Genomic DNA, 23567 nt, shown 5'->3' on the forward strand with positions numbered 1-23567 from the left:
CCGCACGCACGCTCTCACCAACGCTCACCCGCAACAGCTTGTAGCCCCTTTGATCCGAAAAAGCCGTCACCCAAACGACACAGCAGCCCAGCAAGTGTCGGTTCCGACAAGCAAAAAAAGGCCGGCACAAGGCCGGCCTTTCGACATATTTCAATTCCTGCGTGCAATCAGTAGCGCGACAGGGCCGGTCCGCCGAAGTGGTAGGAGATGCCCGCCTTGACGGTGTGGATGGTGTCGGTCCACTCGGAGCGGTTGTTGGGGCCCGCCGGGACGTAGTTGATCGTGCTGCGGCCGAAGTCGATATAGTTGTACTCGACCTTCGCCGACCAGTTCGCGGCGAACATGTATTCGGCACCGGCACCGACGGTCCAGCCCCAACGCCAGTCGTTCTGAGCGGCGCCAGCCGGCGGCGGGTTGAGACCCGGGTCGTAGCGATGCTGGAAGTCGCCGGCCGAGGCACCACCGCTGACGAAGAACAGGGCAGGGCCCGCGGCCCAGCCGAGGCGGCCCTTGATGTCGCCGAAGCCGCGCAGCCGGGTGAAGTACGTATCGCCGAAGTTAAGACCGAGGGCGTTGTTGATGACCGCCGAACGGCCATTGATGTCGGCCCAGTGGTAGTCACCCTCGATGCCGAACACGACGTTGTCGACCTGCCAGTTGTAGCCAAGGACGCCACCGACGAAGCCGCCGTTGAAGTCGTAGCGCTGCGTGCCAATAAATCCGGCCGTGTTCGGCCCGCCGAAGAAGGTCTCATCGCTGCGGCCCCAGCCGCCGCCGCCCTGGACGCCGAGATAGAAGCCGGTCCAGGTCAGAATCGGCGCAGGCGCAGCCATCGGCGCCTTCGTATAGGGGCGCGCGGCAAGATCGGCGGCGTTCGCGGGAGCCAGCGCCCCCAAAACCATCAAGCTGACAGCTCCAAGAAAAATCCTCTTCATCCTAAGTCTCCCGCGTTTGGCGGCTCCATTTGGGTCCCCGGAGCCGCGCTCTTGTGAATTGGTGCGGCCGCCTTTGCGGCCTCAATCCACCGCAAACATACGCGATTCAACCCAAGATACCGTCTCCCAAAAGCCACAGGACAGGAGGAAGTAAGGCAGGTTAAGTTGATGTAAGTTAAAGATTTTTTGTCGTCCGGATGGAACTTTCCCGGGTTCCATTTTCGTCCGTTCGGGTTCCATGGAACTCGCTGCATGGTTGCAGGCACGGCAGGGCGAACAAACCTGGAACAACGCGGCGCCTGATGCTATATGTGGATAAGCGAGCGACGGCACGGGTGGCTGGCGCGGCAACCGTATAGGGTCCGCGCCGAGAGGAAGGTTCAGCCACATCGTGCCGAGAGGCCGGTAGGGACGGCCGGTCCGGTGATGTGAAAACCGCGGGAGAGTGTGATGGCGGGTAGCGTGAACAAGGTGATTCTGGTCGGCAATCTCGGGAAGGACCCGGAGATCCGCCGCACCCAGGATGGGCGGCCGATCGCCAATCTGAGCATCGCGACGTCGGAGACGTGGCGCGACAAGGCGACCGGCGAGCGCAAGGAAAAGACCGAGTGGCACCGCGTGGTGATCTTCAATGAGGGTCTCTGCAAGGTCGCGGAGCAGTATCTCAAGAAGGGCGCCACGGTGTACATCGAGGGCGCGCTGCAGACCCGCAAATGGACCGACCAGAGCGGCGTCGAGAAGTACTCGACCGAGGTGGTGCTGCAGGGCTTCAACTCGACGCTGACGATGCTTGGTGGCCGCGGCGGCGGTGGCGGCGGCAACTTCGCCGACGACATGGGCGGTGGCGATTTCGGCAGCAGCGGTCCGTCGATGGCGCCGCCGCGCCGCGCCGTCGCCTCGGCCGGCGGTGGCGGCGGCGGACGCAACAGCGACATGGACGACGACATTCCGTTCTGAGGCGCGTGCAATTTCGACGAGCGTTGGCTTCCGTCCCGTTTGGACGGGAGCCAAGTGAACTGCCCTTCCGCAGATGATGATACGAGGCTGTGCTGATCGCTGCGCGGGGGGCTGCGGCGGTCGATCAAAGTGCGTTCTGCCGGTGGATCGGCATCGACGCTGCCGCCGGGGCCGAGCCGCTGACCACGGGGGGGTATCCATGAGCTTCGCACCATTGCTCGAAGCCGAGGCGGCCATCGTCTTGCACGCCTTTGCGGCGATGACGGCGTTCGCGCTCGGAGTGGTTCAATTCGCCGCGCCGAAGGGCACGCTGCCGCATCGAACGGTCGGCTGGATCTGGGTCGCCCTCATGGCGGCGGTGGCAGTCAGCTCGTTCTGGATCCACACGATCCGGATGGTGGGTCCGTTCAGCCTGATTCATCTGCTGTCGATCTACACGCTTGTCATGCTGCCGCTCGCGGTGTGGGCTGCACGTCGGCATCGGGTGGGGGATCACCGGCGGGCCATGATCATGCTGTTTTCCGGCGCGCTGGTGATTGCCGGGCTGTTCACGTTGTTGCCGGGACGGGTCATGCACAAGGTCGTCTTCGGATCGTAGCCGGGATGGCCGCCGCGGCGTCCTTCGCCCGCTTGCAGAAGCCCCGTTAAGTGACTGGAAAGGCGAGCAGAAAAAGCGCGGTCCGGGGCGCCTTGGGGGTGGTCTGCGGCGCGCTCCTGCGCTATATGATTCCAAGCGATTTTCGCGTGTCAAAACCGACCGGTATCCCCTTTGTCCGATAAAGAAGATGAGAAGCCCGGCGAGCCGGGCGGACCTTCCGACATTCGTCCCGTCTCCATCCTCGATGAGATGAAACGCTCCTACCTCGATTACGCGATGAGCGTGATCGTGGCGCGGGCGCTGCCCGATGCGCGCGACGGCCTCAAGCCCGTGCACCGGCGCATCCTGTTCGGCATGTACGAGAACGGCTTCGAGTGGAACAAGCCGTACCGCAAGTCGGCCCGCACCGTCGGCGACGTCATCGGTAAATACCATCCGCACGGCGACCAGTCGGTCTATGACGCGCTGGTACGCATGGCGCAGGACTTCTCGATGCGCGTGCCGCTGATCGATGGCCAGGGCAATTTCGGCTCGGTCGACGGCGACATGCCGGCGGCGATGCGCTACACGGAATCGCGCCTGACCAAGATCGCGCAGTCGCTGCTCGACGATCTCGACAAGGACACCGTCGACTTCCAGGCGAACTACGACAATTCGGAGAAAGAGCCGTCGGTCCTGCCGGCAAAGTTCCCGAATCTGCTCGTCAACGGCGCCGGCGGCATCGCCGTGGGCATGGCGACCAACATCCCGCCGCACAATCTCGGCGAGGTGATCGACGCCTGCATCGCGCTGACCGACAATCCCGCGCTGTCGATCGATGAGCTCAACCAGATCATTCCGGGGCCGGATTTCCCGACCGGCGGCATCATTCTCGGCCGCGCCGGCATCCGCTCCGCCTACCACACCGGCCGCGGCTCGATCGTGATGCGCGGCAAGGTGACGATCGACACCATCCGCAAGGACCGCGAGGCGATCCTGATCACCGAGATTCCGTATCAGGTCAACAAGGCCTCGATGGTCGAGCGCATCGCCGAGCTGGTGCGCGAAAAGAGAATCGAGGGCATCTCCGACCTGCGCGACGAATCCGACCGCGACGGTTTTCGCGTGGTCATCGAGCTCAAGCGCGATGCCGTGCCGGACGTGGTGCTGAACCAGCTCTACAAGTTCACGCCGCTGCAGACCAATTTCGGCGCCAACATGGTGGCGCTCGACGGCGGTCGGCCGCAGACCATGAACCTGAAGGATCTGCTGACCGTGTTCGTGGCGTTCCGCGAACAGGTGGTGACGCGGCGGACCAAGTTCCTGCTCAACAAGGCGCGCGACCGCGCCCACATCCTGGTCGGCCTCGCCATCGCGGTCGCCAATATCGACGAGATCATCCGTGTCATCCGGACCTCGCCGGATCCGAACACCGCGCGCGAAACCCTGATGTCGCGCGACTGGCCGGCGCAGGACGTCTCCGCGATGATCACGCTGATCGACGATCCGCGCCACCGCATCAATCCGGACGGCACCGCGCGGCTGTCGCTGGAGCAGGCCAAGGCCATTCTCGATCTGCGCCTGCAGCGCCTGACCGCACTCGGCCGCGAGGAGATCTCCGAGGAGCTCGACAAGCTCGCGGTGGAGATCGCCGACTATCTCGACATCCTGCGCTCGCGCGCCCGCGTCCAGGACATCGTCAAGACCGAGCTGTCGGCGATCAAGGCCGAGTTCGCCACCCCGCGCCGCACTGTCATCGCCGAGCAGGAAGGCGAGATGGAGGACGAGGACCTGATCCAGCGCGAGGATATGGTCGTGACCGTGTCCCACGCCGGGTACACCAAGCGCGTGCCGTTGTCCGCCTATCGCGCTCAGCGTCGCGGCGGCAAGGGCCGCACGGGCATGCAGACGCGCGAGGAGGATTTTGTCAGCCGGCTGTTCGTCGCCTCCACGCACACGCCGGTGCTGTTCTTCTCGTCGCGCGGCCAGGTCTACAAGGAGAAGGTCTGGCGGCTACCGATCGCGGCCCCGAACGGCCGCGGCAAGGCGCTGATCAACATCCTGCCGCTGGAGCAGGGCGAGCGCATCACCACGATCATGCCGCTGCCGGAGGACGAATCCTCCTGGGCCAATCTCGACGTGATGTTCGCCACGACCGGCGGCAACGTCCGGCGCAACAAGTTGTCGGACTTCGTCGATGTGCGGCGCTCCGGCATCATCGCCATGAAGCTCGATGACGGCGAAGAGATCGTCAACGTGCAGATCTGCACCGAGCGCGACGACGTGCTGCTGACCGCCGCCGGCGGCCAGTGCATCCGCTTCCCCGTTCCAGACGTCCGCGTCTTCACCGGCCGCACCTCGATGGGCGTGCGCGGCATCGCGCTGGCCGAAGGCGACAAGGTGATCTCGCTGTCGATCCTGCGCCATGTCGAGACAACGTCGGACGAGCGCACGGCGTATTTGAAGATGCGCCGCGCGATGTCGGGCGAGGCGACCACCGAGGAGCCGGTCGAGACCGAAGGCGAGGAGGCGGCTGCCGGCGCGATCCAGCTGTCGCAGGAGCGCTATGTCGAGATGTCGGCGCAGGAGCAGGTGGTGCTGACCGTCTCGGTCAACGGCTATGGCAAGCGTACCTCGTCCTACGAGTACCGCACCACCGGCCGCGGCGGCAAAGGCATCGTCGCGATGTCGGTCAACAACCGCAATGGCAAGCTGGTCGCCTCGTTCCCGGTCGAGGACAGCGACCAGATCATGCTGGTGACCGACAAGGGCCAGCTGATCCGCTGCCCGGTCGACGGCATCCGCATCGCCGGCCGCTCCACCCAGGGCGTCATCGTGTTCAACACCGCCGACGACGAGCACGTCGTCTCGGTCGAGCACATCGGCGAGGAAACGGAGAACGGCAACGGTGGCAATGGGGCTGAGGCAACGAACGGCGAGTGAAGAGGCGAATGGCGAATAGGGAGTAGCGAATAGGGAAGAATCAGGTCACCTCTTCGCTACTCGCTACTCGCTACTCGCTACTCGCTACTTGCTATCTTCTCACTGCATCCGGTCGGCGCCGACGATGCGTGCTTCACGGATGGTCGTCCGCGTGCCCGCGCCGCGCAGGCAGGACGCTTCGAAATTCGGCCAGGCCTGCTGCGAGCAGTCGCGGCCGATCGGGCGGAAATCCAGGCGATCACTCTTGGCCAGCGGCTGCGGAACGCTGGCGTTCACCTCCGGGGCGAAGCCGGGCAGAACGGTGAAGGCGGCAGCCACGAAACCGGCTGCTGCAATCGCAGAAAGCGCTTTGATCATGACGGTCCCCTGTCGTGGTCTTGTTGTCGGGCCTTTCCGGCCGTTCGTTCGTTAACGATTTGATAACCAATTCGGGTTTCGGCAGTCCTTCGCAGACCGAACGAATTGGTTTCGTGCCGCGGTCGATGTGTTTCGTCGTTGCGGTTCCAACGAAACAATCGGCGCCGCGCCCGGAGGTTCCGGCCGCGCTTCGTCGCAGCTTCGCTCTGCCAGATGCGCATTCCGGCGCGGTCACGGCTGCGCCAGCCCGCTTGCCGCCCTGTTCCGGCCGGTATAGGACGGGCGCATGCAACGCATTGCGCTCTATCCGGGCTCGTTCGATCCCGTCACCAATGGCCACCTCGACGTGGTCCGGCAGGCCGTTCATCTCTGCGACCGGCTGATCGTTGCGGTCGGGGTGCATCATGGCAAGAAGCCACTGTTCTCGACCGAGGAACGGCTGGCGATGGCCCATGAGGTGTTCGGCCCGGTCGCGGCTGCCGCCGGCTGCGGCTTCGAGGCCTCGACCTATGACAATCTGACCGTCACCGCCGCCCAGCAGGCCGGCGCCATCATGATGATCCGCGGCCTGCGCGACGGCACCGATCTCGACTACGAGATGCAACTGGCCGGGATGAACCAGACCATGGCACCGTCCATCCAGACGGTGTTCGTGCCGGCGTCGGTGCCGGTCCGTCCCATCACCGCCAGCCTGGTCCGCCAGATCGCCGCAATGGGCGGCGAGATTTCGCACTTCGTGCCGCCGTCGGTGGTAGCGCCCCTCAAGGCCAAATTCGCCTGACCATTCTCCAGCCAGCGCCCGGCGTCGGCTGGCCATCCCTAACCTTTCCCCCTCATCATCCTTTAGGAGCTGCCATGATCCGAGCTCTCGCTTTCGTCGTCGCCCTCGTGTTCGCGCTGCCGGCGCTGGCGCAATCGCTGCCCGCCGGTCTCGACAAGCAGAACGCGCTGGTCATCGACACCACCAAGGGCCGCATCATCATCAAGCTGCGCACCGATCTCGCCCCGCAGCACGCCGAGCGGCTGAAGACGCTGGCGCGCGAGGGCTACTACAACAACGTGCCGTTCCACCGCGTCATGGACGGCTTCATGGCGCAGACCGGCGACGGCCAGAAATTCGACGGCACCGGCGGCTCGAAATATCCGAACCTGAAGCAGGAGTTTTCGCCGACGCCGTTCAAGCGCGGCACCGTCGGCATGGCGCGGCGCGGCGACAGCGTCGATTCCGCCAACTCGCAGTTCTTCATCTGCTTCGGCGACGCCTCGTTCCTGAACGGCCAGTACACCGTGATCGGTGAGGTCGTGCAGGGCATGGATGTCGTCGACAAGCTGAAGAAGGCGCCTCCGGGCTCGGCGGGCGGCGCCGTGACCGACCCCGACAAGATGGTCAAGGTCCAGGTCGCCTCAGACATCAAGTAACCGGAAGGAGCAGGGCACCCGGGCCTCCAGCCCGGGTTCCCCGCGTTTAAGGAACCCTTTGCCACGCCCCGGCCGCCGCATCGACAGCACGGGCGGCTTCAGCTTTAAGCGCGATGGGTCTATTCTGGGACCCGCATCGCCCGGGCCTCGTTGTGCTCGGATTGCCGTCAGCCGGGGACGGCCGCACATCAGAAGGCGCCGCGACATTTTCATCCGGACTGTCCGTTGTCCCGACCGTCATCCATTCAACCCAACCGAGAGACCAGCATGGCTGTGACCGAAAATACCTTGATCCTCGAAACCACCCAGGGCCCCGTCACCATCGAGATGCGTCCCGACCTCGCGCCCGGCCATGTCGCGCGCATCAAGGAGCTCGTCCGCGAGGGCTTCTATGACGGCATCGTCTTTCACCGCGTGATCGACGGCTTCATGGCGCAGACCGGCTGCCCGCAGGGCAGCGGCATGGGCGGCTCCGGCAAGAAGCTGAAGGCCGAGTTCAACGCTGAGCCGCATGTTCGCGGCACGACCTCGATGGCCCGCGCCGCCAACCCGGATTCCGGCGACAGCCAGTTCTTCATCTGCTTCGACGACGCCAGCTTCCTGAACAAGCAGTACACGGTCTGGGGCAAGGTCACCGAGGGCATGGAGAACGTCGACAAGATCAAGCGCGGCGAGCCGGTGCAGAACCCCGACAAGATCGTGAAGGCGTACATGGCTGCCGACGCGGCGTAACAGCGCGCTTCGCACGTCAACGCGCGTTTCACAAAAGGTGTCATGCCCCGCGAAGGCGGGGCATCCAGTACTCACAGTCGGCTCCTGTTACAAAGATCGTGAGTACTGGTTCGCCCGCCTGCGCGGGCGATGACAGAGGGGCTCATGCGCACCGACCTGTTCGATTTCCACCTCCCGCCCGAGAACATCGCGCTGCGTCCCGCGAGCCCGCGCGAGGCGGCGCGCATGCTCGTGGTGCAGGGCGACGGCGTGCTGCGCGACCGCACCGTAGCCGACCTGCCGGATTGGCTGGAGCCGGGCGACCAACTCGTCGTCAACGACACCAAGGTGATTGCCGCGCAGCTGTCCGGGCGCCGCATCAGCCGCGAAACCGAGGCGAAGATCGAGGCGACGCTGATCAAGCGGCTCGACGGCTCGCGCTGGCAGGCGCTGGTCCGGCCGGCCAAGAAGCTCGCGGCCGGCGACGTGATCCGCTTCGGCAATGAGGGCAAGGTCTGCCTGCTCGGCCATCTCGATGCCACCGTCGAGGCCAAGGGCGAGGAGGGCGAGGTGACGCTGGCCTTCGTGTTTCACGGACCGGCGCTCGACCAGGCCATCGCCGACCTCGGCCGGCCGCCGCTGCCGCCCTACATCGCCGGCAAGCGGCCGGCGGATGAGCGGGACGCGGCTGACTATCAGACGATGTTCGCGGCCAAGGAGGGCGCCGTCGCTGCGCCTACTGCCGGCCTGCACTTCACCCCCGCGCTCGAGCAGCGGCTGCGGGAGCGCGGCATCGGGCTGCAGCGTGTCACCTTGCATGTCGGCGCGGGTACGTTTCTCCCGGTCAAGGTGGAGGACACCGAGGGCCACCGCATGCATGCGGAGTGGGGCAGCCTCACGCCGGAGACCGCCGCGGCGCTGAACCAGGCAAAAGCCGAAGGCGGCCGCATCGTCGCAGTCGGCACCACCTCGCTGCGTTTGTTGGAGAGTGCCGCACAGCCGGACGGCACCATCGCGCCGTTCGAAGCGGAGACTTCGATCTTCATCACGCCCGGCTATCGCTTCCGCGCCGTCGACATCCTGATGACCAACTTCCATCTGCCACGCTCGACCCTGTTCATGCTGGTCTCGGCCTTCGCCGGACTGGAGACGATGCAGGCGGCCTATGCGCACGCGATTGCGAGCGGCTACCGCTTCTATTCGTATGGCGATGCTTGTTTGTTGTTCCGGCAACAGGACGAGCGGGTGGTCGAGCCGTAGGTGGAGCGGCGAAGCCGCTGTCGTCCCCACTCGGCATATACCGTCGCATTTGCCGCAGTGCCGGTCCCGGCGCGCGCTTGCCTGCGCGGCAATTTTTGCTAGAATGCGATCATTGAAGCAATGATTGATTGTGCGGCGCGCCATTGGGCTCGCCGCTCCGTGTAGTTTGTTGATACGACGAGGCGCCTTTTCATTGTTCATTGGGAAAGGAATTTGTCATGGGCATCGTTCGACAGGATGTCGCGAAGCTGGGTGCCGGCTGGAACAAGACCTTGCTCAACTACGCGCTGGCGATGCGGGCGCTCGACGCCCTGCCGATCAGCAATCGCAACAGCTGGAAATTTCTTGGCGCCATGCACGGCTTCGATGCAGAGCTGTGGCGCGGTGAGGAACTGATCGGCGGCACGGATACGGTGCCAAGCGAGCTCACGGACGGCACCTATGGTGATCAGTGCCAGCACGGCAGCTGGTACTTCCTGCCCTGGCATCGCGGCTATCTCGCGACATTCGAGGCCATCGTGGCCGCCAAGGTGAAGGAGCTCACGGGCGACGACTGGTCGTTGCCGTACTGGAACTATCTCGACACCACCAATGCGGACGCGCGGCGTGTGCCGCAGGCGTTCCTGGCCGACAAGCTGCCGAACGGCGATCCGAACCCGCTCAGAACCTATCCGCGCCGGACAGGGCTCAGCGTTCTGCAGCCGGGACGGCGCGATGCGTTCAGCCTTGCTGCCGTGCAGGAGAACGATTTCATCGTCGGCAACAATGGCAGCATCGGCTTCGGCGGCGGCATCACCGGAGACTTCGTTCAGTTTGGCGGCTGGACCGGCGATCTGGAGAACAATCCGCACAATACGGTGCATCGGCTGATCGGCGGCTACATGGGGGATCCGCGCCTTGCCGGGCTCGACCCATTGTTCTGGCTGCACCACTGCAATATCGACCGGCTGTGGGAAGCCTGGATGAGCACGCCGGGCAAGACCATGACGCGCGACTCGCGATGGCGCGAAGGACCGGCCGATCGTCCTTTCCTGATGCCGGCGCTCGGAGGCGCCGATCCCGGCATCACGTTTGGCGGTGCTGATACATTGAAGGGCGGGAAATTCCATCCCACCTATGACAATCTGACCAAGGGAACGGGTCTCGTTCCGGGAGGTGTCGCGGTGGCACGTGTGGGCATGGGTCCCTCGCATCAGCAATCCGTCGAGCCGATCGGCGCCAATGCGAGCGCGGTCAGCGTTGGCAGCAAGCCCGAGAGCAGCCTCGTCACGCTCGAGCCGCGGGCGACCACCGCCGGGGTCGCGGCGATGGGCGCGACGACGCCCGGACACACCGTGACGCGGCTTTATCTCGCGCTCGAATCCGTCCGTGGCGAGGCGTCGGCGCCGCAGATCGACGTCTATGTCAATTTGCCTGACGGCGCCGACCCGGATGCGCATCCGGAGTTGCACGCCGGCAACCTGACCCTGTTCGGCCTGAACGTCGCCTCGCGGCCGCATGGCAGGCACGGTGGCAATGGTCTCGGCTACACGCTCGACATCACCGAGCTGGCGCAGCGGCTGCAGCAGGCGGGTGGCTTCGATCCGACCAAGATCCGCGTGACATTGGTGCCCGGCGAGCATGTCAGCGACGACAGCCCGATCACGGTCGACAAGATCAGCGTGCTGAAGCGCGTCGGCATCGTCAGCTGAGGCTGCTCCGATGCCGCGCGCCGCGACGTTGCGCAGCCTCGCCCGGCCGCCATGGTGGATCCTCTTCGCCATGGCCGGAGGCGGCCTGGTTCTGTCGGCCTATGGCGCGGTGACGGGTGCGGTGCCTGCGTTCTGCAGCTCCGTCGCAAGCAGCCAGATCAGCGCCTTAGGCGAGGCCGATGTGCTGCTGCTCGCGGTCGCGCTGAACCCGCCCGGACGCATCATGGGCGGCTGGGCCGCGATGCTGCTGGCGATGATGCCGCCGCTGCTTGCAGCGCCGCTGATGCACGTCTGGCGCTCGAGCCTGCCGCGGCGCCGGGCAGCTTCGGTCACACTCTTCCTGCTCGGCTATGGCATGGTGTGGATGGCGGTCGGCCCGCTGCTGATCACGCTCGCGATCGCACTCCAGGTGGCCGGCCGCGGCAGCTTGTGGGTGTTCGGCGCGACCATCCTGGTGGCGCTGCTCTGGAGCGCCTGCCCCGGGCAACGCGCGGCGCTCAACCGCAGCCACCGTCTGCCACGGATCGGCCTGTTCGGCTGGACGGCGTTGCGCGACTGCGTGCGGTTCGGCGTGATCCACGCCCTCTGGTGCGTCGCGTCGTGCTGGCCCTGGATGCTGGCTGCTGCGGTCGCGGAGAATTCGCATCTCGCATTCATGGTGGCCGCCGGAGCAATCATGTTCGGCGAACGACTGGCGCCGCCGGAGCCGCCGCGCTGGCGCTGGCCGGTGCTGATCCTGGCGCTCGATCCGCGGCCCGCCTTGGCGCCGTTGCGGGGCTTGCTCCGCCATGGGTAGACGCGCTTGTCTTGCGATCGGCGTGGCAACCGTGCTGCCGGTGAAGGCGAACGAAACCTCGCCCTTCGCCGATCTCGACGGCGCTGTCATTGCCGCGCGCGCGATCGGGGACTGGGCGCTGCGCTCGGGTTTCGGCGCGGACAACGTTCGCGTCGTCGACGACAGGCGAGATGGCAACAGGGACAATCCGGTCACCGCCGCCCGCGTGCAACGGGCGGTCGACGAGCTGTTTCCGGCCACTGCCGACACCGTCGACCATCTCGTCCTGGCGTTCTGCGGTCATGGTCTGACCGACGCGAATTTCGGCTCGATCTCCTGGCTGTTCAGCGACTCGCTGCGCGGCCGTTATCGCGTCGTGGCGGATGCTTTCAACGAGGAGCTGCTGCGCCACGGCGTCCAGCGCATCACGCTGATCTCGGATGCCTGCCGCGAAGCTCCCAAGGACATCGATCTCATGCGGCTCGACCCGGTGCGCGGGATCACGGCCGACGGCGAACGGGTCGAGAGCCCGAAATTCGATCGCTTCGCCGCCTGCCAGGACGGCCAGCTCGGCTTCATGGTGGCCGAGCCGAATTCCGCCAGCGCCGGCAAATGCATTTTCTCCGGCGTGATCGTCGATGTGCTGTGGGGCAGGGAGCCGTCGGCCATCAGCAACGATGTCATTACGACCAACACGTTCGGTGTCTGCGTGCGCAGCCGCACCAGCCAACGGGCCAAGGACTATCAGCTGAAGCTGAACCCGCAATGCCAGGTCGATCCGGAAGCCGTCGTCCTCTACGACAAGAACAACCCGCCATCGGACAATGGCGTCGAGCTCCAGCCTTGGCCGCCGGCGGGCGCCGCGTCGATCATGGGGGAACGCCCTGCCGCGGCTGATGCGGCCGAGGCCGCGCGCAATCTCGAACGGATCAACAGGGATGAATCGTTCCGCGCGCGGGTGCTTGGTCCAGGCTTCGGAGTGAACAAGCTCAACCTCGGCTTGGCCAAGGAGACGCTGCCGATCCCGCCCGGAAGCGAGGACATGCTGCACAATCTGATAAAGCTGCGCGTCACGCCGTCGCGACGTGCCCGCCGCGGCACACCCAACACGCGCCGCGCCGCCGAGGCGATCACGCTGCAGCTCGAGGCGGATGCGGTGGCCGACGTGCGCGCCAAGGCCGCCGCCGAATTTCGCCGCAGCGTGACGCAGATCAAGCCGTCGCCTGGGCCTGACGGGTCCAATCTGATCGTGGCCGGCGGGGCGCGATTATGGGCGCGGCAGGCTCCGCAGGCGGGCCGTCAAACCGCCGCGCGCACCGGCTTTCGCGTCAGCGCCGATCCCGCGGGAATGCCGGTGCTCGTGGAGTTCGCCGACGGCAGTTTCGCGCCGGTGGTGCCCTATGACGGGCTGTATGCGGTCATGAAGCAGAGCTCGACCGGCGATGTCATGGTGGCCTATGGCGAGCACGAGCAGCGCGATTCCTTTCGCGAGGCGCTCGAGGCGATCGCCGATTTCGCGGCCGGCCGGATCGGGCCCGAGCACCTCGCCAGACTGGCCGCGCATCTCAGGCTCGACAAGCACGCTGATCCGGCGCTCGGCGCGATCTGTGCCTATCTCTACCGGGCGATGGCTGACTTCGACAGCATCCGCCGCATGGCTTATTTTTACGTCGCGTACGATCAGCCCGTGCCGTTCGACGTTGCCCTGCTCGGTGCGATGGATGTCGCTCGCGGGCGGGATGGCGCGTTGACGTTGGAGATACCGGCCGTGAAGGCGCGCAGCCTACCGCCCGGCGCCTCCGAGCTGCCGGACTTCGTCACGTGCCAGACGAGCGCCGCCCGTGCCGCGATAGGAGGGCGCTGTCCCTGGCTCGCCAGCGGCTGGGACTACGTGCGCGAGCCGCGCCCGTCCGCAGCTGCGCTGGTCGACGGACTGATCGAACATGCCGCGGAGATCCGCCGAAGCGGGTTCACGGCGCTTCCTGCCGACATCGGCAAGCAGTTGGCGAATGCGTGGGGACTGATGCCGCAATAAGCTTTGGGCGGCACAGACGGCCCACACGGGCCGCCTGTGATCAACTCGGGACGCGATCAGGCCATCGCCCGCTCCGGCAGCAGCTCGGCGATCTGCACGGCATTCAGCGCGGCGCCCTTCAGCAACTGATCGGCGGCGACGAACATCGCGATCGAGTGGCCGGAGGGATCCGACAGATCCTTGCGGATGCGGCCGACCAGCACGTCGTCCTGGCCCGACGCGTCGACCGGCATCGGGAAGTGGTTCTTGGCGCGATCGTCAACGAGACGCACGCCGGGCGCGGTCGCGAGGATGCGACGGACCTCGTCTTCGCTGATCGGCTTCTCGCATTCGAAGGTGATCGCCTCGCAATGCGCGCGCAGCACCGGGACGCGGACGCAGGTGACGCCGATGGCGATGCCCTCATCCTCGAAGATCTTGCGGGTCTCGTTGATGACCTTGGTCTCTTCGTCGTTGTAGCCGGTGTCGGGATCGATGGCCGTGTTGTGGCTGAACAGGTTGAACGCGAACGGATGCGGCATCACCTTGGGCGCATAGACCTGGCCGTTGAGGTTGGCGCGTGTCGACTGCACCAGCTCGTCCATCGCCGCCGCACCGGCGCCGCTCGCAGCCTGGTAGGTCGAGATGATCACGCGCTTGATGCGGTTCTTCTGGTGGATCGGCCACAGCGGCACCAGCGCCGTGATCGCCGCGCAATTCGGGTTGGCGATGATGCCCTTGTGGTCACGGATGCGACGGGCGTTGATCTCCGGGATGACCAGCGGCACGTTCGGGTCCGTGCGGAACGCCGAGGAGTTGTCGACCACGACGGCGCCGGAGCGGACGGCGATCGGCGCGAACGTCTTCGAGATGCCGCTGCCGGCCGAGAACAGCGCGATATCGACGCCCTCGAACGAGCGCTCGGTCAGCTCCTCGATCACGATGGTCTGGCCGCGGAAGGTCAGGGTCTGGCCGGCCGAGCGGGCGCTCGCCAGCGCCTTCAGCCTGCCGACGGGAACGTTGCGGCGGTCCAGGGTGGCGATGAACTCGGCGCCGACGGCGCCGGTGACGCCGACGATGGCAATGGTGGGATCGTGTGGCACGTCTTCAGGTCTCCGGTCAGGAATTTGGGCATAAAAAAAGCCCCGGACCTTCATCAGGCGGGGCTTCGGTTCGAAGATGGTCGCGATCGAGGTCGATTACGCGCGCACGCCTCCCGAGTCCCCCTGGGGCTTGGTGGTTTTCGTCGTGCGTTTGGTCGAGGTCGACATGGCGCGGGACCATAGGGGCGGTCAGAACCGCCGTCAACGGCCGTTGTAGGCGAAAACCTCGCCATCGCGGTTGAATCGGGGGCCATCCTGACGCAATAAGCCGGCCATGAGCTCCCCCACTGGCGATCTTCCCAATCATTTCGAGCTGCTCGGCACCGATGGCGCGACCCGCACCGGCCGGCTGACGACGCCGCATGGCGTGGTCCGCACGCCGGCCTTCATGCCGGTCGGCACGGCCGGCGCGATGAAGGGCATCCACTGGCGCGACGTGCGCGAGGCCGGCGCCGACATCGTGCTCGGCAACACCTATCACCTGATGCTGCGGCCCACGGCCGAGCGCATCGCAGCCCTTGGCGGCCTGCAGCGCTTCACCGGCTGGGGCGGGCCGATGCTGACGGATTCCGGCGGCTTCCAGGTGATGTCGCTGTCGGCGCTGCGCAAGGTGACGGAGCAGGCGGTGACGTTCCGCTCGCATATCGACGGCGCCAAGATCGAGCTGTCGCCGGAGCGCGCGATCGAGGTGCAGCGGCTGCTCAACTCCGATATCGCCATGCAGCTCGACGAATGCGTACGGCTGCCCGCCGAGCCCGCCGACATCGAGCGCGCCATGCGGCTGTCACTGCGCTGGGCCGAGCGTTGCCGCCGCGCCTTCGAGACCGCACCTGATGGCTACATGTTGTTCGGCATCGTGCAGGGTGGCGATTTGCCGGCGCTGCGCCTTGCCAGCGCACAGGCGCTGGTCGATATCGGCTTCCACGGCTATGCAATCGGCGGCCTCGCGGTCGGCGAGCCGCAGGCCGTCATGCTCGAGATGATCGAGGCGACGGTGCCGGCGCTGCCGGCCGATCGTCCCCGCTATCTGATGGGCGTCGGCACGCCGGACGATCTCCTTGAGTCCGTGAAGCGCGGCGTCGACATGTTCGACTGCGTGCTACCGACCCGCAACGGCCGTCACGGCGTCGCCTATACCCGCTTCGGCCCGGTCAATCTGCGCAACGCGCGCCACGCCGACGATCCGCGTCCGCTGGATGAGGAGAGCCCGTGGCCGCCCGCGCGCAGCTACGCGCGCGCCTATCTGCATCACCTGATCAAGGCCGGCGAAGCGCTCGGTGCGACGCTGCTGTCCGAGATCAACATCGCCTACTTCCAATATCTAATGGCCGGGATGCGGGAGGCGATCGCGCAGGGGCACTTCACGGCGTTCTACGAACGCACCAAGGCCGATTGGGCACGTGGTGACATCGCTCCGCATGCCGGATGAAACAGGGCCTCGAGGCCGCTTTCATCCGCCGCGCCATCATTGCGCGGCGTTCTGTCATCAACAGCGATGTGAGCTGAGGCCCGATCCACGGCGGCACGACGGCTGCGGCATCACGCCGTGGAACGTTTCTGACGGGAAGCCGTTCAGTTGCAGATGAAGCGGCTCTTGACCGAGTGTTTGGTGACAAAACCGTAGCCGCAGGTGTCGCAGGTCCAGAGATAGCTGATCGCGTTGTCGGCCAAATAGGCGGACGCTTCGGCCGCGATCATGGAGTCGGCGCAGACCGGGCATGTCGGCAGATCACAGCCGCGCGGATTCGGCCGGGGTGATGCAGTCGACATGAGATCAGCGAGTGCTGACATAGGGACCTCCTGGGCGATCTCTTTGTTGGCGATCTCGGTTCGAAACATTCCGTCTCGAGCGAGTCCATCTTTGAAGCCAGTCCAACTTTCAACGGTTCGAATTTCCGTCACACAAAGAGTTTGTCTGGGTGGTCTGTTCTTGTTCGGTAGTCCGTTTTTTTTGAGTCGATCGTCTTAGCGCGTGTCTTTTTTTGCGAGTGTACTTTTGGCCAGTGGACTTATAGCGTCCGCTCCACAGCACTCGCTATTTCGGCGGCGATACTCGGTCTTTATTCTTCAGTCTTCGTCAGTGTGTCATCGTCGTACCATTCCCGACCTGACACCTTGCTGACGTCGGACGGGGCAGCAGCACCTGCTCCGTGAATCTCCGTCCGAACATACACCGGGTTTATTGACCTTGTCGCAACACAAATGCGTAGGTTTTGCGCAATTTAACGACGACTTGTTGTGCGTCGCGATGATCGAGCGGTCGCGGAAACGTGCTTGCGCAGCGCAGCAAGCTCGCTGAAGATAGTCAGGACAATTTTCACTGTCGCGCCGGAGTGCGCAAGGGAGTTATCCAAATGGAGTCAGCTGCGACGCAGCGTCCCGGCCGTGGGCGGGTATTTGATTCAATTGTCGACGCCTTCGGCAATACGCCGATTGTGCGGCTGCGAAAGCTGCCGGAGCAGCACGGCGTCAAGGCGACCATCCTTGCCAAGCTTGAATATTTCAATCCGGCGGCCAGCGTGAAGGATCGCATCGGCGTGGGCATGATCCTGGCCATGGAGCAGGCCGGCGTGATCAACCCCGACACGGTGCTGATCGAACCGACCTCGGGCAATACCGGCATCGCGCTCGCCTTCGTCGCGGCAGCGCGCGGCTACAAGCTGAAACTGGTGATGCCGGAATCGATGTCGATCGAGCGGCGCAAGATGCTGGCCTTCCTCGGCGCCGAGATCGTGCTGACGCCGGCGGGGCAGGGCATGAAGGGCGCCATCGCCACCGCCGAGGAGCTTGTGCGAACCACACCGAACTCGGTGATGCCGCAGCAGTTCAAGAACCTCGCCAACCCCGAGATCCATCGCCGGACCACCGCCGAGGAGATCTGGAACGATACCAATGGCAACATCGACGTATTCGTCGCCGGCGTCGGCACCGGCGGCACCATCACCGGCGTCGGCCAGGTGTTGAAATCGCGCAAGCCCGGCCTCAAGGTCGTGGCCGTCGAGCCGGAGGAGAGCCCGGTGCTGTCCGGCGGCCAGCACTCGCCGCACAAGATCCAGGGCATCGGCGCCGGCTTCGTGCCGGACATTCTCGACCGCGCCATCATCGACGAGATCGTCAAGATCAACAGCACGACGGCGCTCGAGACCTCGCGCGCGCTGGCCCGCAACGAGGGCATTCCGGGCGGCATCTCGTCGGGGGCGGCGATCGCTGCCGCGATCGAGATCGGCAAGCGGCCGGAGAACGCGGGCAAGACAATCCTGGCGATCGTGCCGTCGTTCTCCGAACGCTATCTGTCCACGGCGCTGTTTGAGGGGATCTGATCATGGCCGACCAGCCGCGGCGTCCACGGACGCTCGCCGACGCCCGGACCGAGGCGGAGGCCGCGTTCAAGAAGGTGACCACAAAGCCGGTCGAAGCGCCGCCGAAGAAGGCCGCTGTGCCCGGCGTGCGCGAGCAGGTGACGTTGCGGATCGACCAGGACGTGCTCGAGCACTTCCAGTCCCAGGGCCCGGGCTGGCAGGAGCGGATCAATGCGGCCCTGCGCAAGGCCGCAGGGCTCTGACGACGGTTTCGCTCCCTGCTCGCAACTTCAAAGGAAAGAGCCCGGACCTCACGGTCCGGGCTCTTTGCTTTGGCGAAGCGAGGCGGTTCAGCGGCGCAGGGCGCCACCGAGGACGCCGCCCATCATGCCGCCGATGAAGGCGGCTCCGGCGGCATTGCCGGCGTTGTCCTGCGGCGGCGGGTTGCGGTAGACGGGCGCGCCCTGCGGCGGCGGGTTGCCGGCTGCGACGTTGCCGGCCGGCTTGGCGCGGCGCGGCCTGGCTTCGTCGCCGACCGCGGCCGTGGCGGGCGCGGGCTGCGGCTCGGCCAGCAGCGCCTTGTGCTGCAGCTTGGTCAGGAAGCCGCTCGAGGGATAGCCCCGCGCCGCCTGCCAGCGCTTGAGGACGCCGCGGGTCTCGTCGTCGAATGCGCCGGTCATCTTGGTGTCGAAGCCGAGGCCGGTCAGGCGGCGCTGCACGTCGCGCCGCTTGGTCTTGTCGAGACCGATCTGATCCTCGCTGACCTGCGTGCCTTCCTCGGTGAAGGTCGCGGGATCGACGCCCTTGGCGACGTTGCGGGTCGCGGTGTTGATCGCGCCGCTCTCGATCGAGGCGATGCGCGCCATCGCGAGCGACTTGAACTGTCCGTTCGGGTAGGTCGAGAGATAGGCGTTGAGCTCTTCCGGCTTGTTAGAGTCCTTCACCGAGCGCCAGAATTCGAGCTCGGCTTCGCCGGCGCTCTGGCCCGCGGCGGCGACGGGCGTGGTGCCGGCGGTCGCGGCCGTGGCCGGCGGCGCCGCGGCTGGATTGAGATACACCGCACCGATCAGGTTGGTATGGCCCCAGGGCAATTGGCCCTTGCTGGTCTCCTCGTTGACCTGGGCGCGCACCGAGGTCATGGCCTGCTGGATCTCCACGCCGGGCTGGGCGATGTGCGAGATCAGCGCGCGTGTGAACGGGCTGTTGGCGCCGGCATCGCCGTCGAGCGCGGTCTGGCCGGGTCCGGTGGCGAACGCGATCAGGGTGCCTTCGCCGGATTTCATCTCGGCAAGGCCGGTCTGTACCGAGACGCTGCGGGTCGGCGAGTTCGACTTGATCTTGGCCGCGAACGGGTTGTCGCGGCAGGCGTCGAGGAACACCAGCTTGACCTTGGCATCGCCCATGGTCTGGTCGAGCGTCACGTCGATGTTGATCGCCGAACCGAGCTTGACGTCCATCTCCGATTTCAGATCGGCGTCGACCGGCAGGAGGTAGTTGGTGCCGGCGATCGCGATGCCATGGCCGGCATAATAGAACACCGCGATGTCAGCGCCCTGCGCCTTGCGACCGAAGTCGAGCAGCTTCTCGGTCATCTTGTCGCGCGTGAGGTTGGTGCCCTCGACCACGTCGAAGCCGACGTTGCGCAGCGTGGCGGCCATGGCCTTGGCGTCCACCGGCGGGTTCGGCAGCTGGGTCACGGTCTTATAGGCGCCGTTGCCGACCACGAAGGCGACGCGGCGGTCGGCCTTGGCGGCCTCGGCGGTCAGCACCACGCAAAGCAGCGACAAGGTGATGGTGAGAATGCGCATCAGGAGATCCCCCAACGATTAGCGAAGCGATCACTCCCGCATTTGTCGCGGGTCGGGTCGAAAAGTCTTGTTCCGATGCAAAAAATCTCGCTTCCGCCACAAAGCAGTTCGCGAGTGTTGCGCGATGCCAACGCCGATCGCGTGTATTGGCAGAGTTCCGTGACTCTGATCACACGATGAGCGGCATCAGCGTCCGCCAGTCTCGCCCACCGGCACTGCGCGAGACTGCGGCGGCCGCAGGTTCAACAAATTTCCCGCCAGAATCAGGGCAGCCCCCAGCACCGTGAAGCCGTCGAGCCGCTCTGCATACACCAGCCAGCCGACGGTGGCGGTCAGCGGCACCCGCAGGAAGTCCATCGGTATCACGATGGTGGCGTCGGCATAGAGCATCGCGCGGGCCATGCAGAAATGCGAGAAGGTGCCGCACAGGGCCACGAGGATGACCCAGCCCCACGCGGTGGTAGAAGGCCACGACCACAGCAGCAGCGTCGGCACGAGACCGGCAACGGACTGCACCACCAGCATCCAGAAGATGATCGACACGGTCGGCTCGGAGCGGGTCAGGAACTTGACCAGCGCGATCGAGATGCCGAAGCCGACCGCCGCGCCGAGCGCAATGAGCTGCCCCGGATTGATCGCGCCGGTGTCGGGGCGAACGATGACGACGACCCCGACCAGGCCGAGCACGATCGCCAGCAGCTTGAACAGCGTGATGCGCTCGCCGAGAAAGGTGGCTGCCAGCAGGGCGGTCCAGATCGGCATCGTGAATTCGATCGCCACGACCTGGCCGATCGGGATCAGGGTCAGCGCAAAGAACCAGCCCAGCTGTGCGCCGTAATGGATGAGGTTGCGGGCCGCATGCAGCTTCAGCCGCGTGGTCCGGAGCGTCGCCAGGCCGCCGCTCAGGGCGATGACCGGCGACAGCATCACGAGGCCGATGAGACAGCGCAGCTCCATCAGCTCGAACACGTTGAGCTCGCGCACGGCCTCCCGGCCTGCGACCGCCATGACGAGCATGAGCGTCAGCCAGCCCGCCATCCACATCGCGGCCATCATTTTCGAAGCTGAGCGGTGCATCAGGCGGCTGTGTGGGAGGGAAGGTTCGAGCTGGAAGGGGAGGGGCTGTATCACCTCTCGAGGCCCCTCATTGCAAACGAAATCAACGGTGCAGCGCATCAACCCGGCCGCCGGAATCGGCGTCCGCAAGCGCTGCCGCTGAACCAGAAAAACATTGGAGTGTGCGCGCGTTTCGTCCTAAAGCGACGGCCGCGAAACAGCCAAGGCAGAGTTCCCGAGATGACCGAGCGCGCCACCTCAGCCGATTTCCTGACCGCTTTTGCCACGGGCTGGCCGGAGCAGGAGCCGCATCTCCTGGTGCTGTCGCTGACCACGCAGAAGGGCAAGCAGGATTTCGCCATGACCCGGGAGCAGGCGCTGCTGATCGCCAAGACGATCAAGCGAACCGCAGCGCAGCTGGCTCCGGCGCCGGCCTCGGGCGCCAAGCGCGCCTGAACGGCCTGGTCAGCGCGACAGCGAGATGTTTGCTGCGCGGAACTGGCTGTCGGCGCGGATCGATACGGATTGCTTGTTGCCGCGGGTCGCGATCGCAATGTTGGCGTTGAAGCCCGCGGTGGTCGCGACGAGCTGGAAGTTGCCGCCGCCGCCGCGTCCCTGCAGGATGCCGCTGACGCCGCGGCTGGTCTCGGTCCAGGACCCGGAGATCGCCGAGCCCTCGGCGGCAAGATCGGCCTGCAGTCCGAACTTGTAGGCGTCGCTGGCGCAGGTCAGGACCAGGTTCATTCGCGTGCTGGACGCACCGTAGTTGGCGCGGCAGCGAATACGCTCGGTCGAGCCGTCCTCGAGGGCGACTGTGCCGCCGCCGCTCCACGTGCCCGCCAGGCCGGTGAATGGGCCGGGATCGGCGTGGCCCGGCAAGGCTGCCAGGAGGGCCGACAGCAAAACGGCGGCTCCTGCGAGCCGCCGTTTGGATAGATTCAGGAAAGGTGGAGCCTTAGAGGCGCGAGGCCTGCCAGCGCCCGCTGCAGGGAATCCCTGCCGACGCGCCGTTCCATTTCCCCGAGCCGGAATTGCCGCTGAGCTGTCCATTCGCGAAAGCGCCATTGATCGAGACCTTAACCAGGCCTTCGCGCCCAATCGAACCCGTCACGTTGGCGCCGGCCGCGGAAACCTTACCGTCTGCAACCGTCAGGGTCGAGCTTGCGGTGGGCTCGCAGGTGCCGCTGCTGGTGACAATGGTGACCTGCCACTGGCCGTCATAGGGCGACTGGGCGAAAGCGGGGGCGGTTGCACTGCCCGCCAGGATCGACGCGGCGAAAGCCATTCCAATGCGGTCGAGACGCATGAATCGATGTCCCTCATGTCTGTGATGAGAAGCTTATTGGGACGAATTGTGACGAAAATTTGCCGCAGTGCCAAACAGAAATTTTATCAAACAGTTTCAGCGTGTTAAGGATTAATGCGGATTTCCGCCATGAGCCATTTGGGCGACAATATGAGCAAATTGCGACCTCGCTTACGACATGAGCCGAGCGGTACCAAGGTCTTGCCTCGGCGGAGTTTTTGGTCGGCCGGCCGCTCAGCACGTCGACTGACCCGCGGCGCGGTCGATACGGATTTCAGCTCGCGAACCCGTCGTCAGTGCGGCGTCAGGCTGGGTGCCTTGGTCGCGAACTGCTCGTCCTGAGGCTTGGCCGGAATCGTGCCGCTTGCTTTCGCAGCCTCGACGACGTCGCCGAGCAGCTTCAGGCCGAGCGGCGCCAGGGCGCGCTCCCACAGCTCGCGCGCCGTCTCGCCCTTCTTGACGAACACCCAGTCCTGCGCGGCAATCGCGCCGGCATCCATTCGATCCGCCAAATGATAGATGGTGCCGCCGGCGATCGGGTCGCCCTCCTTGATGGTCCACTCGACGGCGGCGATGCCGCGATGCCGCGGCAACAGCGACGGATGGTAGCCGATGCCGCCGAGCGGCGCCGCCTTGACGGCTTCCTGCGTTACCCGCGCATGGCTGTGGGCCGTGACGATCAGATCCGTCCCGGGTGCGATCTCGCTGGCCGGCACCGTCTTCGGGTTGGCCTGAACCAGCACCTCGATCCCCGCCGCGCGCGCCGCCGCGGCCAGCCGGTCCTCGCCGTCATGCACGACGACCCGCGCGATCTCGATACCTCTGTCACGCAGCATGTTCAGTGTGGCCACACCGAAATGGCGGGAACCGACGAGGGTGATACGCATGGTGGGGCATCTTCCATGGTTGGGGCGGGGCGAGACCCGATCAGGTTGTGCGGACCGGGCCTATTCGGGTCAAACCAAGCCTTGGCGCGCAGGTCAAGCACCAGCTGTGCTTTCACCACAGCCGGCGAAGAACGGGCTGGCCGAGGGCTCGCGCGGGAGCCCGGCTTGCCCAGCCGAGAGCGACGGACGAACTCCCGCTCGGTGCCGGTCGGGGACCGGCTTCATATCGATCAATTGGCCTCGACCGCCGTCGTCGCAGGCGCTGGCAGCGCAGGGCTATGTAGCTGACGACCGACTGTGGACTGATCAGATCGGGCGGGGTGGCCGGTTTGCGCAATGGGCCGGTTTACGAACGTGCGGCGTTTGACTATTGTCAGTTGCAACTAATCAACTTCTGATTGCAGGAAAATTTCGTAGTTCGTGCGGAGCAGCACGTATGATGAGGATAATTTCTTAAAGGCCTTCGGTC

The 23567-nt window shown here is 65.5% G+C and carries 23 protein-coding genes; 14 read left to right on the forward strand and 9 right to left on the reverse strand.

All coding sequences use genetic code 11. From position 1 onward, the window contains the following. Nucleotides 1-167 precede the first annotated feature (167 nt). Nucleotides 168-935 (reverse strand): outer membrane protein, encoded by a 768-nt coding sequence (locus ACQR07_RS02090; RefSeq protein ID WP_434900707.1) that lies wholly within the window; start codon nt 933-935, stop codon nt 168-170. A gap of 450 nt (nt 936-1385) precedes the next feature. Between ACQR07_RS02090 and ACQR07_RS02095 the strand changes: the two genes are divergently transcribed. The 3 genes from ACQR07_RS02095 (at nt 1386) to gyrA (ending at nt 5412) form a co-directional block, all read left to right on the forward strand. Continuing rightward, entirely contained in the window at nt 1386-1892 is a 507-nt protein-coding gene (locus ACQR07_RS02095; protein ID WP_434900708.1) for a single-stranded DNA-binding protein, read from the forward strand. A 199-nt stretch (nt 1893-2091) separates the two neighbouring features. After that, entirely contained in the window at nt 2092-2490 is a 399-nt protein-coding gene (locus ACQR07_RS02100; RefSeq protein ID WP_434900709.1) for a DUF2306 domain-containing protein, read from the forward strand. Nucleotides 2491-2661: 171 nt separating this feature from the next. Then, on the forward strand, nt 2662-5412 hold the full coding sequence (gene gyrA / locus ACQR07_RS02105) for a DNA gyrase subunit A (protein ID WP_434900710.1): 2751 nt from the start codon (nt 2662-2664) through the stop codon (nt 5410-5412). Nucleotides 5413-5511: 99 nt separating this feature from the next. Here gyrA and ACQR07_RS02110 read toward each other — a convergent pair whose 3' ends face one another. Further along, a complete protein-coding gene (locus ACQR07_RS02110; protein WP_434900711.1) occupies nt 5512-5769 on the reverse strand; it encodes a hypothetical protein in 258 nt (85 codons plus the stop codon). A 286-nt stretch (nt 5770-6055) separates the two neighbouring features. On the opposite strand from ACQR07_RS02110, the gene coaD reads away from it, so the two are divergent. The 7 genes from coaD (at nt 6056) to ACQR07_RS02145 (ending at nt 13660) form a co-directional block, all read left to right on the forward strand. Then, complete coding sequence (gene coaD, locus ACQR07_RS02115) at nt 6056-6550, forward strand: pantetheine-phosphate adenylyltransferase (protein ID WP_434900712.1); 495 nt, start codon at nt 6056-6058, stop codon at nt 6548-6550. Between the two features lie 74 nt (nt 6551-6624). Further along, complete coding sequence (locus ACQR07_RS02120; RefSeq protein ID WP_434900713.1) at nt 6625-7188, forward strand: peptidylprolyl isomerase; 564 nt, start codon at nt 6625-6627, stop codon at nt 7186-7188. A gap of 267 nt (nt 7189-7455) precedes the next feature. Then, nucleotides 7456-7920 (forward strand): peptidylprolyl isomerase, encoded by a 465-nt coding sequence (locus ACQR07_RS02125; protein ID WP_434900714.1) that lies wholly within the window; start codon nt 7456-7458, stop codon nt 7918-7920. A gap of 144 nt (nt 7921-8064) precedes the next feature. Then, entirely contained in the window at nt 8065-9159 is a 1095-nt protein-coding gene (gene queA, locus ACQR07_RS02130; RefSeq protein WP_434900715.1) for a tRNA preQ1(34) S-adenosylmethionine ribosyltransferase-isomerase QueA, read from the forward strand. A 218-nt stretch (nt 9160-9377) separates the two neighbouring features. After that, nucleotides 9378-10850, forward strand: a complete 1473-nt coding sequence (locus tag ACQR07_RS02135) for a tyrosinase family protein (RefSeq protein ID WP_434900716.1) — start codon at nt 9378-9380, stop codon at nt 10848-10850. 10 nt (nt 10851-10860) lie between these two features. Continuing rightward, entirely contained in the window at nt 10861-11646 is a 786-nt protein-coding gene (locus ACQR07_RS02140; protein ID WP_434900717.1) for a DUF2182 domain-containing protein, read from the forward strand. Then, nucleotides 11639-13660 (forward strand): hypothetical protein, encoded by a 2022-nt coding sequence (locus ACQR07_RS02145; RefSeq protein ID WP_434900718.1) that lies wholly within the window; start codon nt 11639-11641, stop codon nt 13658-13660. Before ACQR07_RS02140 ends, ACQR07_RS02145 begins: the two co-directional genes overlap by 8 nt. Nucleotides 13661-13716: 56 nt before the next feature. On the opposite strand, the gene ACQR07_RS02150 is transcribed toward ACQR07_RS02145, so the two are convergent. Beyond that, on the reverse strand, nt 13717-14796 hold the full coding sequence (locus tag ACQR07_RS02150; RefSeq protein ID WP_434900719.1) for an aspartate-semialdehyde dehydrogenase: 1080 nt from the start codon (nt 14794-14796) through the stop codon (nt 13717-13719). Between the two features lie 220 nt (nt 14797-15016). Between ACQR07_RS02150 and tgt the strand changes: the two genes are divergently transcribed. Further along, nucleotides 15017-16171, forward strand: a complete 1155-nt coding sequence (tgt, locus tag ACQR07_RS02155) for a tRNA guanosine(34) transglycosylase Tgt (protein WP_434900720.1) — start codon at nt 15017-15019, stop codon at nt 16169-16171. Nucleotides 16172-16314: 143 nt separating this feature from the next. On the opposite strand, the gene ACQR07_RS02160 is transcribed toward tgt, so the two are convergent. After that, the gene (locus ACQR07_RS02160) at nt 16315-16533 is read right to left on the reverse strand and encodes a hypothetical protein (RefSeq protein WP_434900721.1); all 219 of its coding nucleotides are present in this window, start codon (nt 16531-16533) and stop codon (nt 16315-16317) included. A 563-nt stretch (nt 16534-17096) separates the two neighbouring features. Here ACQR07_RS02160 and cysK point away from each other — a divergent pair. Both cysK and ACQR07_RS02170 read left to right on the forward strand, forming a co-directional pair. Then, the gene (gene cysK, locus ACQR07_RS02165) at nt 17097-18062 is read left to right on the forward strand and encodes a cysteine synthase A (RefSeq protein ID WP_434900722.1); all 966 of its coding nucleotides are present in this window, start codon (nt 17097-17099) and stop codon (nt 18060-18062) included. Between the two features lie 2 nt (nt 18063-18064). Beyond that, complete coding sequence (locus ACQR07_RS02170) at nt 18065-18304, forward strand: BrnA antitoxin family protein (protein WP_434900723.1); 240 nt, start codon at nt 18065-18067, stop codon at nt 18302-18304. 87 nt (nt 18305-18391) lie between these two features. Here the strand turns inward: ACQR07_RS02170 and ACQR07_RS02175 are convergent, their stop codons facing one another. Together ACQR07_RS02175 and ACQR07_RS02180 are read right to left on the reverse strand one after the other, a co-directional pair. Continuing rightward, nucleotides 18392-19849 carry a caspase family protein gene (locus tag ACQR07_RS02175; protein ID WP_434900724.1) on the reverse strand — a complete coding sequence of 486 codons (1458 nt, stop codon included), beginning with the start codon at nt 19847-19849 and terminating at the stop codon, nt 18392-18394. A gap of 186 nt (nt 19850-20035) precedes the next feature. Continuing rightward, nucleotides 20036-20926: a DMT family transporter gene (locus ACQR07_RS02180; RefSeq protein WP_434900725.1), complete on the reverse strand. Its 891-nt coding sequence runs from the start codon at nt 20924-20926 to the stop codon at nt 20036-20038. Nucleotides 20927-21145: 219 nt separating this feature from the next. On the opposite strand from ACQR07_RS02180, the gene ACQR07_RS02185 reads away from it, so the two are divergent. Then, nucleotides 21146-21361: a hypothetical protein gene (locus ACQR07_RS02185; protein ID WP_434867139.1), complete on the forward strand. Its 216-nt coding sequence runs from the start codon at nt 21146-21148 to the stop codon at nt 21359-21361. Between the two features lie 9 nt (nt 21362-21370). Here ACQR07_RS02185 and ACQR07_RS02190 read toward each other — a convergent pair whose 3' ends face one another. From ACQR07_RS02190 to ACQR07_RS02200, 3 genes are all read right to left on the reverse strand, one after another. After that, a complete protein-coding gene (locus ACQR07_RS02190; protein WP_434901044.1) occupies nt 21371-21805 on the reverse strand; it encodes a hypothetical protein in 435 nt (144 codons plus the stop codon). Nucleotides 21806-21860: 55 nt separating this feature from the next. Beyond that, nucleotides 21861-22211, reverse strand: coding sequence for a hypothetical protein (locus ACQR07_RS02195; RefSeq protein ID WP_434900726.1), 351 nt, complete (start codon nt 22209-22211; stop codon nt 21861-21863). A gap of 293 nt (nt 22212-22504) precedes the next feature. Then, nucleotides 22505-23098, reverse strand: coding sequence for a formyltransferase family protein (locus ACQR07_RS02200; protein WP_434867142.1), 594 nt, complete (start codon nt 23096-23098; stop codon nt 22505-22507). Nucleotides 23099-23567 lie beyond the last annotated feature (469 nt).

Origin of the sequence: Bradyrhizobium sp. HKCCYLS20291 (assembly GCF_051167715.1) — a bacterium.
In the GTDB taxonomy this organism is placed as follows: Bacteria; Pseudomonadota; Alphaproteobacteria; order Rhizobiales; family Xanthobacteraceae; genus Bradyrhizobium.

What these genes read in the sequence shown, in the direction of transcription:
- ACQR07_RS02095 (WP_434900708.1), top strand. Translation starts at nt 1,386, where the DNA reads ATGGCGGGTAGCGTGAACAAGGTGATTCTGGTCGGCAATCTCGGGAAG.
- ACQR07_RS02180 (WP_434900725.1), bottom strand. Translation starts at nt 20,926, where the DNA reads ATGCACCGCTCAGCTTCGAAAATGATGGCCGCGATGTGGATGGCGGGC.
- cysK (WP_434900722.1), top strand. Translation starts at nt 17,097, where the DNA reads ATGGAGTCAGCTGCGACGCAGCGTCCCGGCCGTGGGCGGGTATTTGAT.
- ACQR07_RS02125 (WP_434900714.1), top strand. Translation starts at nt 7,456, where the DNA reads ATGGCTGTGACCGAAAATACCTTGATCCTCGAAACCACCCAGGGCCCC.
- ACQR07_RS02135 (WP_434900716.1), top strand. Translation starts at nt 9,378, where the DNA reads ATGGGCATCGTTCGACAGGATGTCGCGAAGCTGGGTGCCGGCTGGAAC.
- ACQR07_RS02160 (WP_434900721.1), bottom strand. Translation starts at nt 16,533, where the DNA reads ATGTCAGCACTCGCTGATCTCATGTCGACTGCATCACCCCGGCCGAAT.
- ACQR07_RS02170 (WP_434900723.1), top strand. Translation starts at nt 18,065, where the DNA reads ATGGCCGACCAGCCGCGGCGTCCACGGACGCTCGCCGACGCCCGGACC.
- queA (WP_434900715.1), top strand. Translation starts at nt 8,065, where the DNA reads ATGCGCACCGACCTGTTCGATTTCCACCTCCCGCCCGAGAACATCGCG.
- ACQR07_RS02195 (WP_434900726.1), bottom strand. Translation starts at nt 22,211, where the DNA reads ATGCGTCTCGACCGCATTGGAATGGCTTTCGCCGCGTCGATCCTGGCG.
- ACQR07_RS02175 (WP_434900724.1), bottom strand. Translation starts at nt 19,849, where the DNA reads ATGCGCATTCTCACCATCACCTTGTCGCTGCTTTGCGTGGTGCTGACC.
- ACQR07_RS02090 (WP_434900707.1), bottom strand. Translation starts at nt 935, where the DNA reads ATGAAGAGGATTTTTCTTGGAGCTGTCAGCTTGATGGTTTTGGGGGCG.
- ACQR07_RS02120 (WP_434900713.1), top strand. Translation starts at nt 6,625, where the DNA reads ATGATCCGAGCTCTCGCTTTCGTCGTCGCCCTCGTGTTCGCGCTGCCG.
- ACQR07_RS02150 (WP_434900719.1), bottom strand. Translation starts at nt 14,796, where the DNA reads ATGAAGGTCCGGGGCTTTTTTTATGCCCAAATTCCTGACCGGAGACCT.
- coaD (WP_434900712.1), top strand. Translation starts at nt 6,056, where the DNA reads ATGCAACGCATTGCGCTCTATCCGGGCTCGTTCGATCCCGTCACCAAT.
- ACQR07_RS02200 (WP_434867142.1), bottom strand. Translation starts at nt 23,098, where the DNA reads ATGCGTATCACCCTCGTCGGTTCCCGCCATTTCGGTGTGGCCACACTG.
- ACQR07_RS02185 (WP_434867139.1), top strand. Translation starts at nt 21,146, where the DNA reads ATGACCGAGCGCGCCACCTCAGCCGATTTCCTGACCGCTTTTGCCACG.
- ACQR07_RS02145 (WP_434900718.1), top strand. Translation starts at nt 11,639, where the DNA reads ATGGGTAGACGCGCTTGTCTTGCGATCGGCGTGGCAACCGTGCTGCCG.
- tgt (WP_434900720.1), top strand. Translation starts at nt 15,017, where the DNA reads ATGAGCTCCCCCACTGGCGATCTTCCCAATCATTTCGAGCTGCTCGGC.
- ACQR07_RS02110 (WP_434900711.1), bottom strand. Translation starts at nt 5,769, where the DNA reads ATGATCAAAGCGCTTTCTGCGATTGCAGCAGCCGGTTTCGTGGCTGCC.
- ACQR07_RS02100 (WP_434900709.1), top strand. Translation starts at nt 2,092, where the DNA reads ATGAGCTTCGCACCATTGCTCGAAGCCGAGGCGGCCATCGTCTTGCAC.
- ACQR07_RS02140 (WP_434900717.1), top strand. Translation starts at nt 10,861, where the DNA reads ATGCCGCGCGCCGCGACGTTGCGCAGCCTCGCCCGGCCGCCATGGTGG.